The 14,227-nt window shown below is 34.7% G+C and carries 14 protein-coding genes, 5 tRNA genes and 1 riboswitch; of the genes, 3 read left to right on the plus strand and 16 right to left on the minus strand.

Annotated elements, in window-relative coordinates; genetic code table 11:
• Window positions 1-85 precede the first annotated feature (85 nt).
• Window positions 86-850, plus strand: coding sequence for a hypothetical protein (locus ACWZFG_RS04825; RefSeq protein ID WP_455577204.1), 765 nt, complete (start codon window positions 86-88; stop codon window positions 848-850).
• A 63-nt stretch (window positions 851-913) separates the two neighbouring features.
• Here the strand turns inward: ACWZFG_RS04825 and ACWZFG_RS04830 are convergent, their stop codons facing one another.
• On the minus strand, window positions 914-1,354 hold the full coding sequence (locus ACWZFG_RS04830; protein WP_455577205.1) for a universal stress protein: 441 nt from the start codon (window positions 1,352-1,354) through the stop codon (window positions 914-916).
• A 107-nt stretch (window positions 1,355-1,461) separates the two neighbouring features.
• A complete protein-coding gene (locus tag ACWZFG_RS04835; RefSeq protein WP_177504316.1) occupies window positions 1,462-2,085 on the minus strand; it encodes a LysE/ArgO family amino acid transporter in 624 nt (207 codons plus the stop codon).
• A gap of 252 nt (window positions 2,086-2,337) precedes the next feature.
• Between ACWZFG_RS04835 and ACWZFG_RS04840 the strand changes: the two genes are divergently transcribed.
• Together ACWZFG_RS04840 and ACWZFG_RS04845 are read left to right on the plus strand one after the other, a co-directional pair.
• The gene (locus ACWZFG_RS04840; protein WP_455577206.1) at window positions 2,338-3,792 is read left to right on the plus strand and encodes an aminotransferase-like domain-containing protein; all 1,455 of its coding nucleotides are present in this window, start codon (window positions 2,338-2,340) and stop codon (window positions 3,790-3,792) included.
• A 137-nt stretch (window positions 3,793-3,929) separates the two neighbouring features.
• Window positions 3,930-5,075, plus strand: a complete 1,146-nt coding sequence (locus ACWZFG_RS04845) for an HD domain-containing phosphohydrolase (protein ID WP_177504321.1) — start codon at window positions 3,930-3,932, stop codon at window positions 5,073-5,075.
• A gap of 83 nt (window positions 5,076-5,158) precedes the next feature.
• Here ACWZFG_RS04845 and ACWZFG_RS04850 read toward each other — a convergent pair whose 3' ends face one another.
• The 14 genes from ACWZFG_RS04850 to ACWZFG_RS04915 form a co-directional block, all read right to left on the minus strand.
• Entirely contained in the window at window positions 5,159-5,971 is an 813-nt protein-coding gene (locus tag ACWZFG_RS04850; protein ID WP_177504323.1) for an alpha/beta fold hydrolase, read from the minus strand.
• 220 nt (window positions 5,972-6,191) lie between these two features.
• Window positions 6,192-6,268, minus strand: a tRNA-Pro gene (locus ACWZFG_RS04855).
• Window positions 6,269-6,316: 48 nt separating this feature from the next.
• Window positions 6,317-7,102, minus strand: coding sequence for an ABC transporter ATP-binding protein (locus ACWZFG_RS04860; protein WP_177504325.1), 786 nt, complete (start codon window positions 7,100-7,102; stop codon window positions 6,317-6,319).
• Window positions 7,102-8,031, minus strand: a complete 930-nt coding sequence (locus tag ACWZFG_RS04865; RefSeq protein WP_309320791.1) for a FecCD family ABC transporter permease — start codon at window positions 8,029-8,031, stop codon at window positions 7,102-7,104. The genes ACWZFG_RS04860 and ACWZFG_RS04865 overlap by 1 nt, the downstream gene beginning before the upstream one ends.
• 85 nt (window positions 8,032-8,116) lie before the next feature.
• Window positions 8,117-9,088, minus strand: a complete 972-nt coding sequence (locus tag ACWZFG_RS04870; protein WP_455577207.1) for an ABC transporter substrate-binding protein — start codon at window positions 9,086-9,088, stop codon at window positions 8,117-8,119.
• Between the two features lie 78 nt (window positions 9,089-9,166).
• Entirely contained in the window at window positions 9,167-9,865 is a 699-nt protein-coding gene (gene cobI / locus ACWZFG_RS04875) for a precorrin-2 C(20)-methyltransferase (protein ID WP_177504332.1), read from the minus strand.
• Window positions 9,866-9,916: 51 nt separating this feature from the next.
• Window positions 9,917-11,038 carry a sodium ion-translocating decarboxylase subunit beta gene (locus ACWZFG_RS04880; protein WP_177504334.1) on the minus strand — a complete coding sequence of 374 codons (1,122 nt, stop codon included), beginning with the start codon at window positions 11,036-11,038 and terminating at the stop codon, window positions 9,917-9,919.
• Between the two features lie 43 nt (window positions 11,039-11,081).
• Complete coding sequence (locus ACWZFG_RS04885) at window positions 11,082-11,390, minus strand: OadG family protein (protein ID WP_177504336.1); 309 nt, start codon at window positions 11,388-11,390, stop codon at window positions 11,082-11,084.
• A gap of 273 nt (window positions 11,391-11,663) precedes the next feature.
• On the minus strand, window positions 11,664-12,545 hold the full coding sequence (locus ACWZFG_RS04890) for a sirohydrochlorin cobaltochelatase (RefSeq protein ID WP_455577208.1): 882 nt from the start codon (window positions 12,543-12,545) through the stop codon (window positions 11,664-11,666).
• A 125-nt stretch (window positions 12,546-12,670) separates the two neighbouring features.
• A riboswitch (cobalamin riboswitch) is annotated at window positions 12,671-12,847 on the minus strand.
• Window positions 12,848-12,907: 60 nt separating this feature from the next.
• Window positions 12,908-13,699 carry a sirohydrochlorin cobaltochelatase gene (locus tag ACWZFG_RS04895; RefSeq protein ID WP_177504341.1) on the minus strand — a complete coding sequence of 264 codons (792 nt, stop codon included), beginning with the start codon at window positions 13,697-13,699 and terminating at the stop codon, window positions 12,908-12,910.
• A gap of 75 nt (window positions 13,700-13,774) precedes the next feature.
• Window positions 13,775-13,850, minus strand: a tRNA-Lys gene (locus ACWZFG_RS04900).
• Between the two features lie 4 nt (window positions 13,851-13,854).
• A tRNA-Gln gene (locus tag ACWZFG_RS04905) sits at window positions 13,855-13,930 on the minus strand.
• Between the two features lie 8 nt (window positions 13,931-13,938).
• A tRNA-His gene (locus ACWZFG_RS04910) sits at window positions 13,939-14,014 on the minus strand.
• A gap of 72 nt (window positions 14,015-14,086) precedes the next feature.
• Window positions 14,087-14,164 (minus strand) — tRNA-Arg (locus tag ACWZFG_RS04915).
• Between the last annotated feature and the right edge of the window lie 63 nt (window positions 14,165-14,227).

Here is a 14,227-nt window from a genome sequence, read left to right on the forward strand (position 1 = left end):
AAATTTTCTAATCTATCACTTTGTCACAGCTTTGTCATATTATTGCTTTATAGTAAAGTCAAACAAAGAGATGGAGGGATACAGCATGAAAGTATCTAATTTAAAAACAAAACTTTTAACAAAAAAATTTATTGCACTAGCATTAGCTGGAGCATTTGCCCTTGGAGGATTTGCTTTAACAAATTTACCTGAATCTATCGCTAATGCTGCAGCAAAATCGGCGCAAAATTTTGATTGCCCAACAATGCACCCGCGCTTCGGCGGAGATCAACAAATATCAAATAAAGAAATGGCGAAAAATATGGAAGAATGCTTTGGAATTAGCCAGCAATCCATTCTAGATTATCACAATCAAGGTTGGCAAATGCATGATTTGCATCGAGCCGCTTCTATCGCTAAATTAAGCGGTAAACAAATAGGAGATATATTGAACGCAAAAACTACAACAAATACTTGGAGAGATGTTGCTGACTCTTTTGGCGTGACTAAAGAACAAATGAATGAGTTTAGGCAACAATTAATGTCTGAACGTATTGCAAAATCGACAGGAATGAATAAATCTATACTTAATCAACTTGTAAAAGAGGGCTACCGTCCACATGATATCGTGATGGCAAATGCATTAGCTGAGAAATCTGGAAAAGATATTAAATCTGTATTGAGCATGAAGCAAATCAATAATCATTGGAAAGATATTGCTTCCCAACTTGGTATCGATGATAATGGATACCAAGAATGTCGTGAGCAAATCAAAAATTGCTTTGATGGGGATAGACCTTTTGGCAAACATGGTAATTTTCATCAAGGTGGACGTAAAGACGGACATGGACCTCATAACAGAATGAATTAGGAAGATTAAATAAAAAAAGCAATCAATTGATTGCTTTTTTTATTTAATCTTTTCTATAAATCTTTATTTAACAACTAAAACTGGAAAATGTCCTCTAGTTAGTAAAAACTGACTTACACTTCCTAGCAACATACTTTCGGCTAAATTTAAACCTCTTGACCCCATGATAATCAGAGAACTATTTAATTCTGAAGCTGTGGCTAGAATAGTTTCTGCTGGAAGCCCTGTTTTGCAATGAATATTTACTTTCATTCCTCTTGGTACATTTTTTACCACTCTTTCAAGAACTTTTTTCCCAGAGGCTTTCAAATTTTCTAAAACTTCAGCTGGTAGATTTAAATCACTTTTTAAATGATTTCCACCGGTAATCCCTGTAATATTTGCAACATATAAGAAATCAATCGTCCCTTCACTCAACTGAGCCAAGTTTATCGCTTTTTGTGCCGCCCGTTCAGAAATTTCTGATCCATCCACAGGAACTAAAATACGTGAAAAATCATTCATAAAAAGTCCTCCTTGCAGTAATTTTAATTTATCTATTTCTCTAAATAAATATAAAATCCTTCATTTGGTAGATACCGAAATCCAATTAGCCTTGTTTATCTAGCATCTTACAATAATTTACTATTTAAAATTAAATTATATATCAACATTAAAGCTGTTCCCCAAATAAAAAGAGATGATATTTTATTTATTATTTTTATTTTATTTCCTAAGTTATCGGCAGCCCCCAAACATCGCCCTGCAAATGCAAGCGAAAAAAACCATATCCAAGAAACCAAGATACATGCAAATGTAAACAACATTTTTTCTTCATTTTCATACTGTAAAGAACTTGTACCAATCACTCCTATAATGTCTAAAAAAGCATATGGATTAAGAAAAGATACAGACATAGCAAAAACAATCTGCTGCTTAGGCAAAAATGCTTTTACATTCACACCTTGCAAATCACCACAATTTCGCCAATTGATATATCCCATATAAAGTAAAAATAATATCCCGCATACTAACAAACAATTTTTTAATACACAAAAATGTATAAAAACCATAGATACTCCGCTAACTGATAAAATAATAAGTATAGTATCACAAATTGCCGCCGTTACAGCTACAGGAATTGCATATAACAGTTTTCTTTGGACAATTCCTTGCTGAAAAACAAATAAATTTTGTACCCCCAAAGGTAAAATTAAACCTAAAGCTAAACAAAAACCATGAACAAATGCAATCATTTTCAATCTCCTTAACTAAAGCTTTTCTTTATCCGATAACTAATCAGCTCTGAGACTTTTCACTTCTATAAGCTTGAGTCTAAGAATGGCTTAATTTCTGGATAGAGATGACGTGATTCAAATAGAATAAGTGTTCCAGCTGAATTACATCTACTTTATTATAAAGAACCTATCTTTCCATGTCTCCATCCAATTGGTTTGTTTTTATACCATCCAATTGTTATACTTAGAGTAAAAAGGTAGTTGAGATTTATGATTGAAAGTCAATGGATTCCTGTCAAACATGATAAACTTTCTCTATATCGCCAAATTTATCTTCATTTAAAAAGTAGAATATTAAACGGGGAGCTTTCCGTTCATACAAAACTACCCTCTCAACGAGATTTAGCTGCAAAATTTCGAGTAAATCGAAGTACCATCCGAATTGCAATTGACGAATTAATTGCTGAGGGGCTCGTAACGAGCAAAGTTGGTAGTGGTGTTTGGGTATCTAACAATACATGGTCTAAATTTTCCCATACTCCGTTGATAGACTGGCAAGAGTACCTAAATGAAAATTCCCATCTTTCAAATCTTCCGCTTATTCAAGAAATTAATTCGCTTGAATTTAAAAAAAATATTATTCGCTTGGGAACAGGTGAGTTATCCCAATCACTACTTCCGACTAAGACATTATGCGAATTAATAAAATGCACTGCAGCTAAAATAGATAATTTCGGATATGAAGAACCTAAAGGATTATTTTATTTACGGCAACAGATTAGTATTCATCTTAAAACACTCGGAATTCAAGCATCGCCTAACTCAATATTAATTGTTTCTGGCGCTTTACAAGCATTACAACTAATTCTTTTTGGCTTACTCCCACAAAATTCTCAACTTTTTCTTGAACAGCCTTCTTATTTATCTTCGCTAAAAATGCTCAAGACAATTAAAGCTAAGTTTTCAGAAATTCCTTTAGATGAAGAAGGGATTGATATCGACGCTTTACGGTATCAGCATAAAGCAAATCCTCATACGCTTCTCTATACAATCCCTACCTTTCATAATCCAACCGGTATTTTAATGTCCCAGCAGAGACGAAAAAAACTGCTTGCTACCTGTAAACAAATCCAATTGCCTATTGTTGAAGACGATGTTTATCATGAGTTATGGCTACATGAGCCTCCTCCATTACCATTAAAAGCAATGGACAAAACAGGAAATGTCATCTATATCGATAGCTTATCTAAATCAGTTGGAGCTGGACTTCGCATCGGGTGGATCGTCGGACCTGAACCTGTAGTTAACAAACTTGCTGATATAAAAATGCAAAATGACTATGGCTCTAGTTGTCTTTCGCAATGGGTAGCTGCCGAATGGTTTGCTTCACGTTCCCATGAAATGCATTTGCAAAAACTTCGGATAACTTTAGCTAATCGTCAAAAAATTGTTCTTAATCTCTTAACGAAATACTTTTCCCAAATCGCCTCATGGACAATTCCCAAAGGAGGATTTTACATATGGTTAAAAATAAATAAGCCGATATCAATGTATAAGATATTTAAATTCGCTCTCTCTTATCATATTTTGATCAATCCAGGAAATCTTTACGATAATCTAAGTAATACTAATTTGCGCATTTCATATGCATATGCTAATATAGACGATTTAACTTATTCACTTCAGAAACTATCCGATCTAATTAAAATTGAATTTAAAAAATAGGAATAAAGTCCTCCCTAAAACATAAAAAATCTGCTATATTCTATCAGATTATAGCAGGAAAATTATTCTTAAAAATAGAATTTTTAACTAATTATATTTTTCGTTCTATTCTCGAATCTACATTAAGGAGAGGAACAATGTCGCAAATAATATTAAAGAGATATCCTTTAGCAGAACTAAAAGCTGGAATGATTGTAGGAAAAACTATTCATGACCACTTTGAGAGAGAACTTATTACGAAAGGGACCATTTTAACCAAGCAAATAATTGATGCCTTAGCAACTTATTTTGTAAGCTTTGTTACGATTGCCGAAGCACTTCCAGAAGATTCAGGTAAACCTATCGAAAACATAAAATTCTCTACGCCTAAAATCAAAGTTGCTGCAACATTAGATGCCTATGTAATCGATCAAGATTTTGTTGAATCTTATTATGTAGTATTTGATGCATTAAAACAATTATTTTCAATTTCTCGATATACAGGAAATATTAATCAACATTTATTAGCACAACTTGTTAACCATCATTTTTTCAAACTTTCTGATGGATTCAAAGCAATTACGCATTTACATAACCTTTCTAGAGACGGATATTATCTATTGCACCATAGTATTAATGTCGCAATTTTATCCGGAGTATTAGGACGTTGGCTACATCTGCCTAAACAAGAACTACATAATTTAATTATTGCCGGTTTACTACACGATATAGGCAAGACACAAATAGATAAAGAACTTTTAAATAAACCAGGAAAATTAACACCGATCGAATTTAAAGAAGTTAAACAGCATTCCAAAAAAGGCTTCGACATCCTCCAACATACTAAACTTTTTGAAAATAAGGATATCCTATTAGGGGTATTGCAACATCATGAACGTTTGGATGGTTCTGGATATCCTCTAGGCGTAACAGCAGATAAAATTCATAAATTTGCTAAAATTATTGCCATAGCAGATATTTATGATGCAATGGCATCCAATAAAGTTTACGCTGGTAAAAAGAATCCTTTCGACATTTTTACCGAACTATCTAATGAAATGACGAATAAACTAGATACACATTATTGCGTTTTATTTATCAAAAATGTATGTCATGCTATGATTGGAAATTGGGCAAAGTTAAGCAATGGAATGAAAGTGAAAATTATTTATATTGATGAAACTAGAATTTCGTCATTACCAATCGTTCAGTCAAATACGGGGGATTTTATCGATTTAAATAAAGAAAATGATATTACCATCGTCGAACTCTTAAGCGCTACAGATAATGAAACATTAAACTAAGAGTATCCGAAACAACGAAAAGCCATTCATAAAGTATCTTATATAATACTTTATGAATGGCTTATTTTTATTTACAGGTAAGTTTACACTTCAACAAACTTTACCAACTCTTCATTAAATCTGTCCTTTTCATCATAAAATGCTGCATGACCACTATAATAAAATGGTACTAGCCTTGAACTTTTGATACTTTTGCTCTGTATTTCACCAAGTTGAAAAGGAACAACTTGATCATGAATACCATGAATAATTAAAGTTGGAACCGTAATTGTTTCAAGATCAGAAAATAAAACCTCACGAATCCACATATTTGCAATCGCCGCAGTGGCCCATCCAGCTGCCTGTAATCCTAACTGAAAGAACCATTCTGAGAAAGCTTGTGTAATATGTTGAAAGAAAAAAATATTGCCAAAATCCTGAAGCATTTTAGGTCGATCTGCATCTGTTTGATGAATCAATTGTACAACGATTTCCTTATCCAATCCATACGGGAAGTTCGGGCGTTTAATCAGACTGGGTGCTGCTGCTGCAAATAGAGCCAGCTTTGATACACCATTACTCTGATGCCGAGCCATGTATCGAATAGCAATTGCGCCTCCTGTTGAGTGTCCTGCCAGTATAATATCCTTTAATTCTAATGCATTAATAACATACCAAATATCATCAGCCAATGTATTATAATCATACCCCGTCCAAGGCTTATCAGAATTTCCAAATCCCCTGGTATCGATCCCGATACACCTATATCCCAGCTTTGGTAAACAATCGAATTGATATTCAAACAATTTATGACTTCCCGGCCAACCATGAACAAATAGAATTGTCTTTCTCCCTTCTGGGTTCAAATCTTCCACATAAATTTTTATATCTTCTGCAGCACTAACATAATACCCCATAAATATCCTCCAATACATAAACACCTATTTGAAATATCTTATTCATGTAAACAATAATTTATGAAGAATCCAACATATAATCTGATGATACAGATAATCTTTATCATTTTATGATGCTATACAAATCATATGAAGAGATTGTAAAAAGCAGCAATCACTCAACTACATTATTTCATCAAAAAAGGGACTTGGCACACTGCCAAGTCCCTGGAATTCATGGTGGTCGGGGTGACAGGATTCGAACCTGCGACCTCATCGTCCCGAACGATGCGCGCTACCAAACTGTGCTACACCCCGAATTCACTATTTATTTTACTCCTCTAAATAAAAAAATCAACAGCTATTTTACGATTTTTCTAATTGTATAGGCATAAAGATATACTTTCCAGCCTTATTTTTAAAGACCTCTGCTGTTACTCCAAATACTCGTTCAAACATATTTACATCAATTACATCTTCTGGACTGCCCTGTCCTTCAATTTTTCCATCTTTCACAATGATAATTTCATCAGCAAATTGCATGGCATGATTAATATCATGTAATACCATAACAATAGAAATCCCATTTTTTTTATTTAGTTCGCTAATAATATTCATCACTTCTAATTGATGTGAAATATCTAAATACGTAGTCGGTTCGTCAAGCATTAATAAAGACGGTTGCTGTGCTAGTGCCATTGCAATCCAAGCACGTTGTCTTTCTCCACCCGACAAAGTATTTACGAATCTATTTTGCAAAGAAAGAATTCCCGTTTGTTTTAACGCCCACTCTACAGTATCCTTTTCGTCAAATTCTGACTTAGCCCACCACTTCCGATGCGGAAAGCGTCCGTATTCAACTAAATCTTTTACCGTTACATCAGCCGGAACTTGGGGTGCCTGCGGTAAAATTGCCATTTTTTGCGCCAATTCTCTCCTACCCATTTTTTTAATGTCTTCTTCCATAAAAGATATAGAGCCTGACTTACACTTTATCAAACCTGATAAGGCTTTTAATAACGTGCTTTTTCCGGATCCGTTAGGCCCAATAATAGCGGTTCGTTTGCCCCGTTCTATTTGTACTGATATGTCTTTTAAAATAACCTTTTCATTTATTTCTACTGTAATATGTTCACCTTTTAAAATTTTCATTACAACTCTCTCCTTAATAAAAACAAAAAGAAAGGAGCACCAATAAACGCCATAATAATCCCTACCGGTAATTCTATTGGAGCGAATGCCGTACGTGCAAACGTATCACTAAATGTAACTACCGACATTCCTAATAATGCCGAAGCAGGAACCAGGTACCGATAATCAGACCCGATAATCAATCTAGCTGCGTGTGGAACAACTAATCCAACAAAACCTAATAAACCAACAACACTTACTGCACTTGCCGCTAAAAGCGCTGCTACCGCAGTCATCAGAATACGTGTTAATTCCACGTTAACACCTAGTCCACGAGCAATCTCATCACCTAGCTGCAAAATATTAAGATATTTCGCACCGAAGAAAGCAAGAAGAAAACCAATAATAGCATAAGGAAGAATAATATCGACATGCGGCCAGCTACGCGCTGCGAGACCTCCAACCATCCACATCAAAGCTCCATGGACTCTGTCACTATAAAAAATCATCAATGCAGATATTCCCGAACCAAGAAAAGCCGAAACTGCTACGCCAGCCAGAATAATACGAACGGGCCTGATTCCACCTTTCCAAGCTAAGATATAAATACAAACGGCTGCGAGCATTGCACCAATAAAAGCTACAGGTGTAATCAAATATTCCATTGCCGGAAATAGAATCATAATTGTAACTCCTGCGAGTCCTGCGCCTGATGAGATCCCAATGATATGTGGATCAGCTAATGGATTTCGCATAATCGCTTGTAAAATTGCTCCCGATAATGCTAAATTCATTCCTACTAAAAGTCCAACAATTGTTCGCGGCAATCGAATATTATAAATAATTTGCTCATTTGTTCCTACTATCCCACTAAATAATGCTTGATAAATAGATTGATAAGAAATATCTACAGCTCCTTTAATCAAGCTGATCATAATTCCTCCAAGCATTAATATCGTAAATAAAATGAGAACAGATATCCGCCATACTTTAATTGGAATCCCAAACTTTTTATATTCATTTTCATGTATTGGATTATTCTCCATTCATAAATACCTCTGGATATACTAATTTAGCCATCCTATGAACTGCTTCTGGATAGTGAATACTTGGATTAAGTAAAAATAACTCTTGTGGCAAGAAATATATCTTTTTATTCTTTACCGCTTCTAAAGAATTCCAAGCAGGATTACTTTCTACATCTTCTAACATTCGTTTTTTTATCGCCTCTAGTTCACCCATAGTAACAACAAAAATAACTTCTGGGTTACTTTCTACTAATTTTTCTAAACTATATGGAGTAGAGTCAGGATCACTTTCTAAAGCTTTGCTACCTGTAGCAACATTTTTAAAACCAAACATCTTTGCAGTAGACCCAGCTATACTACTATCCAGTTCTACGGTTACACTTTTAGCTGTAGAATGAAGAATTGCCACTCGTTTGCTTTCCTTTGGAACTTTATCAACAATATTTTTCACTTCTTTTTGCATTTTTTCAACCAATGCTTGTCCCTTAGCTTCATTTCCAACAACTTTCCCTAATAATTGAATTTTATCTATTACATCTTCATATGTTTTCATTTTTAATACAATCACCGGAATATGATTTGATTCTAAGATTGGAATAAATTTATTATGCATACCTTCATAAGCTATGACTAAATCAGGCTGAAGCCCGACAACTTTTTCAATATTAATCTGATAAACAGCGCCAACTTCTTCTATTGCTTTGAAATTTTCGGGAACATTAGATTTCGAGCTTGGTCTGCCAATGAGCTCTGCGTCAACTTCACTAAGAATTTCTAAAAAAGACGGTGATAATGCTACGATTTTTTTAGGATATTTATCAATGAATACGCTTCGATTTAAATCATCAATAACCGTTATTTTATTCTCCGCTGAATCAGCAGTATCCATCTGCTGTTTTTGATTGCCACATCCAGCTATAATCGATAAAGCAATCACAATGGCAAGAATAAAGAGACTTCTATATTTAAACTTTCTCATATAAATCTTTTCCTCTTCTTTTACCTTAAAATAAACTCAGCTTCACGTGGAACATAATTCCAGATGAAGCTGAGAAAACTATCTACGACGAGATAAAATAGTCGATAAGTAATTAACTTTTTTATCTTTCGCTTTTTCTAAATCATGAATAATTTCTTCTTCCGGCAATCCACAACGACTAATCATAACCGCTTTATCCGTTAACTGATTCTCTGTTAAACAATCTACGATTTCAGAGAAATTCTTATATACTTTCATCAAAACTACATTATCAGATACAGCAATTGCCTGTTTTACTTTAGCTTCTTCTGCTGTTGCTGGAATAATCGTTAAAATATCATTACCTTCAACTAGAGGATAACCAAGTTTACTCCCTATCGCGCAAAAAGCTGGTATTCCTGGAATTGTTTCAATTGGATACCCTTCGTTTTCTAACAATCTAAAAACATAAATATATGTACTATAAAACATTGGGTCACCTAAAGTTAAAAAAGCAACCTTTTTACCGGCTTTTAGTAATGCTAAAATTTCATTTTTGTTATTTTCCCACGCTTCAGGTGATTTCTCAAAGTTGACTACCATTGGGAAAACTTGTTTTACAATTTCTACATCATCACGAAGATATGGCCTAGCAATAGAAAGTGCTACACTATCCTCTTTTTTTTCAGTTTTTGGTGCAATAATGATATCGACTTCTTTAATCGCATTGATTGCCTTCACCGTTAATAATTCTGGATCCCCAGGCCCAACGCCGATACCATAAAAAATTCCTGACATTCGTTATCCTCCTAACTTACCTAACCAAATATGCTATTATAGCATACCACATTATTTGAACATAGCCAACATAGTTCCTGCTGCAACAGCAGTTCCGATTACACCAGCAACATTAGGCCCCATTGCATGCATTAACAAATAATTGGATGGATTCGCCTTTTGACCAACAACTTGACATACTCGCGCTGCCATTGGAACAGCTGAAACGCCCGCTGCACCAACTAATGGATTAATTTTTCCTCCACTTGTCCAGTACATAACTTTACCTAAAAGAACTCCAGATGCTGTACCAACTGCAAAAGCAAATAAACCTAACCCGATAATTTTTATTGTTTGTATATGTAAGAAATTTTCTGCTGACATCGTAAGTCCAGTTCCTGTCGCTAAGAAAATTGTTACAATATTAATTAAAGAATTCTGCGCTGTATCTGACAATCTGTCTGTTACTCCAGATTCTCTAAATAAATTTCCAAGCATAAGCATACCAATCAATGAAGTAATTGGTGGTAATAATAAACTAATTACAATCGTAGATACTACAGGAAATGCAATACGTTCAAATTTAGTTACTTCACGTAATTGTCCCATTTGTACCGCACGTTCTTTTTCTGTTGTTAAAAGTTTCATAATTGGCGGCTGAATGAGTGGAACTAACGACATATATGAATATGCGGCGACAGCAATTGCACCTAACAGATGAGGCGCTAATTTAATTGTCATATAAATTGCTGTAGGACCATCTGCCCCACCAATAATCCCAATCGCAGATGCTTCTTGTACAGTAAACCCAAAGAACATTGCACTTGCTAAAGCCGCAAAAACACCAAATTGTGCTGCTGCACCTAGTAATAACATTTTGGGATTTGCAAGGAGCGGCCCAAAATCTGTCATTGCACCTACACCTAAGAAAATCAACGGTGGAAAGATTTCATATTGAATTCCGTAAGAAATCGCCTGCATGACACCAGGCTCAACATCAAAACCAGTCTTGGGTATATTTGCTAAAAGACAGCCAAATGCAATTGGACCTAATAATAATGGCTCAAATTTTTTGCCAAACGCTAAATACAATAAAAGAATACCAACTAAAATCATGATGCCATTGCCTATACTAAACCCGGCATATCCACTATTCGCCCAAACTGACTGCAACGCAATACTAAATGCTTCCATTTATTTATACCTCCTGTAAATAATTCTTTTTACTTCAATAAAGTTAATCGTGTATCTCTTTTATCGAGGTAATTCTCACGTCGCGATACCCATACGCCATAATTGCTGTGGTAATAACTGCAACCAACTCTTTTTCCTGTAATTTATCTGGTAAATCATCTTCAGAAACAACAACAGTCGCTGGCTGCATAGGTGCAGTCGGAATAATTTTTTCCGTGTTTTTTTTCTTCGTCGGATCAATAAAATGAATAAACTTAATCATACATCCAAGCAACCATAAAACGCCGAATACAATGGTCATGTTAATTAACATGATTAAAAAGGGATTTGTTGTTACTGGCTCTCCATTCATAAAAACCCCACCTTTCTTCGTATTTTGTATACATATTAAACGTATCAAAAAATACCCTATAAGTAGAAATACTATATAAAAGTGGATTTTCCTTGTCGTTTTAGTAGAAATTATTAAATATCTTACAAATCCCAAGGATTTAACACTTGAAAAAATTTTTTATAAGTGAACTTTATCGACAGTTCGTCTCATAACTAAAGTCTTTAACTAGATTAAATATATGAAAAGATATGCACCCTTAATGCATATCTTTTCATATATTTTAATATTTTATTATTTCAAAGCTTCAAGAGCATGTTCTACATAAATTGCTTGAATTGCCACGTTACGTCCAATTCCACCAAATTGAACTTTAGTTTTATAACCATCCTTTTCAATCATAGATTTCCAAGAATCTTCTTCATCACCAGCCATATCATTATTGGCATGATCACCAGACACTACCATCAATGGCATAAATACTGCAGATTTATATCCACGTTCTTTAAACATCGCATACATGTCTTCAAAATTTGGATGGTCAACTTCTTCAACAACACCAATTAAAACAGACATTTTTTCAGCATCAAATGCAGCTTGTAATGTTTTATAAGTGTTGCCAAATGACTTATTATTATCACGCGGCGATCCATGCCCCATGAAAATGACAGCTTCATCTTTTTCTAAAGCTGGGAATTGTGTTGCTAAAGCAGCAGCCACAATTGCATAATCTTTTTCGTCAGTCATCAAAGGTTTTCCCACGGAAACTTTAGCAAACTCCTTTTCAAATTTGCTAACTGTTCCTAAAACTTTTCCTTCGTATTCTTCTCCATGAATCAAATGCGTTGGCTGAATTAAAATATCTTCATATCCTTCTGCTTTTAATTCTTTTAATGTTGTTTCTAAATCATTTACTTTAATTCCTTGGTTTTCTAACATACGTTTCATTACTATTTTAGATGTAAACGCTCTTCTAAACTCACGATCAGGGAAAGCCTTCTTTAATGCATTTTCAATCCCCTCAATATCATTTTGTCTAGCTTCCTCAAAAGTAGTACCAAAACTTACAACAACTAAAGCTTTTTTACTATTTGCCTGTGCAACAGAAGCTCCCGTCATAAATACCGCTGAAACAGAAAAAACAACTGCCATTACTCCACATAATAAAGTTTTCATAAAATCCTCCCATATTTTCATCTTTAGAAAAATAAAAACCTTTTCTACTTCGCATAGAAAAGGTTCATCATATTCAGTAATAAATATAAGACTGACGAATCCCCCTCCCTATCGCTCGTAGGTATAACGGTGATGTTAAACAGGCAGTTCTCCTGGCTCTAGTTCATCGCTCACTCAGCCTTCCCAGAATTATTTCCAGTGACATTTTTGAGTTTGCTCCCTATTACAGTGGCGGGACCGCGTTGGCATTCAACCAACTTCCCTATTAAGTCCTTGCGGACACCTGTTTCTTTTATTTAATTTTACAATTGAATCGATTCGTGTCCAATAATACCATTAATGAATACCACTGTCAATAAAGACTATAACAATTTCTTAATTTTCCCTATGTAAATCTCTTGTACCTCTCTATTTTCACAAATTCCATGCGGATAAACTTCCACCTCATACCCCGCCTGTTTTAATCTATTTTTCCATGAACTTTTATCATCAGTCAGCAATTCCTGTTCTACATGTCCACCTGCAATAAATAATAAAGGCATGAGGATAATTCTCCTGCCTTTAGACTTTACCGCCAAACACTCTACTATATGCTCAAGACTAAAACATTCCTCCATTAACCCAATAAATACAGGAAGCTTCATTTTATTAAATGTTGATTGCAATAATTTATATTCTTGTAAGCACCGATTTTTTACACCATGCCCCATGAAAACAAATTCACAATCATCGAAATTCTTAAACTGCTTTTGTAGTGCAAGGGCTAATAAAGTATAATTCACTTCATTTTCGCTCGCAGTTCCAACATACATTAATGGTTTTCCAATTTTTAAACTGTTAAAAATCCGCCTCATTTTTTCTGCAACTTTAACAATTTTCTCTTCATACTCTTTTCCTGTCGCCAAATTTGTTGGCTGTATAACAACATCTAAAATACCTGCTTGTGCAAAGTCTTCTAAACATTCCTGAACACTTTTAACAGTAATTCCTTTGTCGTTAAGCTTTTTAGAAATAAATACTGAAGTAAAAGCGTTTTTGACAACTGCATCTGAAAAATTCAATTCTACTTGTTTAACAAAATCATTCAATAATGAATGTGCGTTTAAATTTGCAGATCCAAAACTTGTAATTAAAATTCCTTTTTTCTTTTCCATTTCAAATTCCTTTATGATAATAAAATAGCAAAAAAGCCCTCTAACCTATGTGTTAAAGGACTTCTATCTCATAAATGGTGATCCACCCGCGACTCGAACGCGGGACACCCTGATTAAAAGTCAGGTGCTCTACCGACTGAGCTAGTGGATCAAAATGGCTGGGGCAGCTGGACTCGAACCAACGCATGCGGGAGTCAAAGTCCCGTGCCTTACCAACTTGGCTATGCCCCAGTATTTTATGGGGTGACTAGTGGGTCTCGAACCCACGAATACCGGAGCCACAATCCGGCGTGTTAACCGCTTCACCATAGCCACCATAAAAACTGCTGTAAACCGTCATTTATTATAACAAAGCAATAACTTTATGTCAACTTCTTTATAAATAAATGGTGACCCTGGCAGGACTCGAACCTGCGACCCTTTGATTCGTAGTCAAATACTCTAATCCAACTGAGCTACAGAGTCACGTGCTTTACTTGTAATATTATATATATAAACAAATAGATTGTCAACACAATTTTTAAAGAT

The organism is Anaerosinus sp. (assembly GCF_965318445.1).

Bases quoted from the DNA above. Each gene is read 5' to 3' on its own strand.
- ACWZFG_RS04825 (WP_455577204.1), top strand. From the start codon at position 86: ATGAAAGTATCTAATTTAAAAACAAAACTTTTAACAAAAAAATTTATT.
- ACWZFG_RS04830 (WP_455577205.1), bottom strand. From the start codon at position 1,354: ATGAATGATTTTTCACGTATTTTAGTTCCTGTGGATGGATCAGAAATT.
- ACWZFG_RS04835 (WP_177504316.1), bottom strand. From the start codon at position 2,085: ATGATTGCATTTGTTCATGGTTTTTGTTTAGCTTTAGGTTTAATTTTA.
- ACWZFG_RS04840 (WP_455577206.1), top strand. From the start codon at position 2,338: ATGATTGAAAGTCAATGGATTCCTGTCAAACATGATAAACTTTCTCTA.
- ACWZFG_RS04845 (WP_177504321.1), top strand. From the start codon at position 3,930: ATGTCGCAAATAATATTAAAGAGATATCCTTTAGCAGAACTAAAAGCT.
- ACWZFG_RS04850 (WP_177504323.1), bottom strand. From the start codon at position 5,971: ATGGGGTATTATGTTAGTGCTGCAGAAGATATAAAAATTTATGTGGAA.
- ACWZFG_RS04860 (WP_177504325.1), bottom strand. From the start codon at position 7,102: ATGAAAATTTTAAAAGGTGAACATATTACAGTAGAAATAAATGAAAAG.
- ACWZFG_RS04865 (WP_309320791.1), bottom strand. From the start codon at position 8,031: ATGCTTGGAGGAATTATGATCAGCTTGATTAAAGGAGCTGTAGATATT.
- ACWZFG_RS04870 (WP_455577207.1), bottom strand. From the start codon at position 9,088: ATGAGAAAGTTTAAATATAGAAGTCTCTTTATTCTTGCCATTGTGATT.
- cobI (WP_177504332.1), bottom strand. From the start codon at position 9,865: ATGTCAGGAATTTTTTATGGTATCGGCGTTGGGCCTGGGGATCCAGAA.
- ACWZFG_RS04880 (WP_177504334.1), bottom strand. From the start codon at position 11,038: ATGGAAGCATTTAGTATTGCGTTGCAGTCAGTTTGGGCGAATAGTGGA.
- ACWZFG_RS04885 (WP_177504336.1), bottom strand. From the start codon at position 11,390: ATGAATGGAGAGCCAGTAACAACAAATCCCTTTTTAATCATGTTAATT.
- ACWZFG_RS04890 (WP_455577208.1), bottom strand. From the start codon at position 12,545: ATGAAAACTTTATTATGTGGAGTAATGGCAGTTGTTTTTTCTGTTTCA.
- ACWZFG_RS04895 (WP_177504341.1), bottom strand. From the start codon at position 13,699: ATGGAAAAGAAAAAAGGAATTTTAATTACAAGTTTTGGATCTGCAAAT.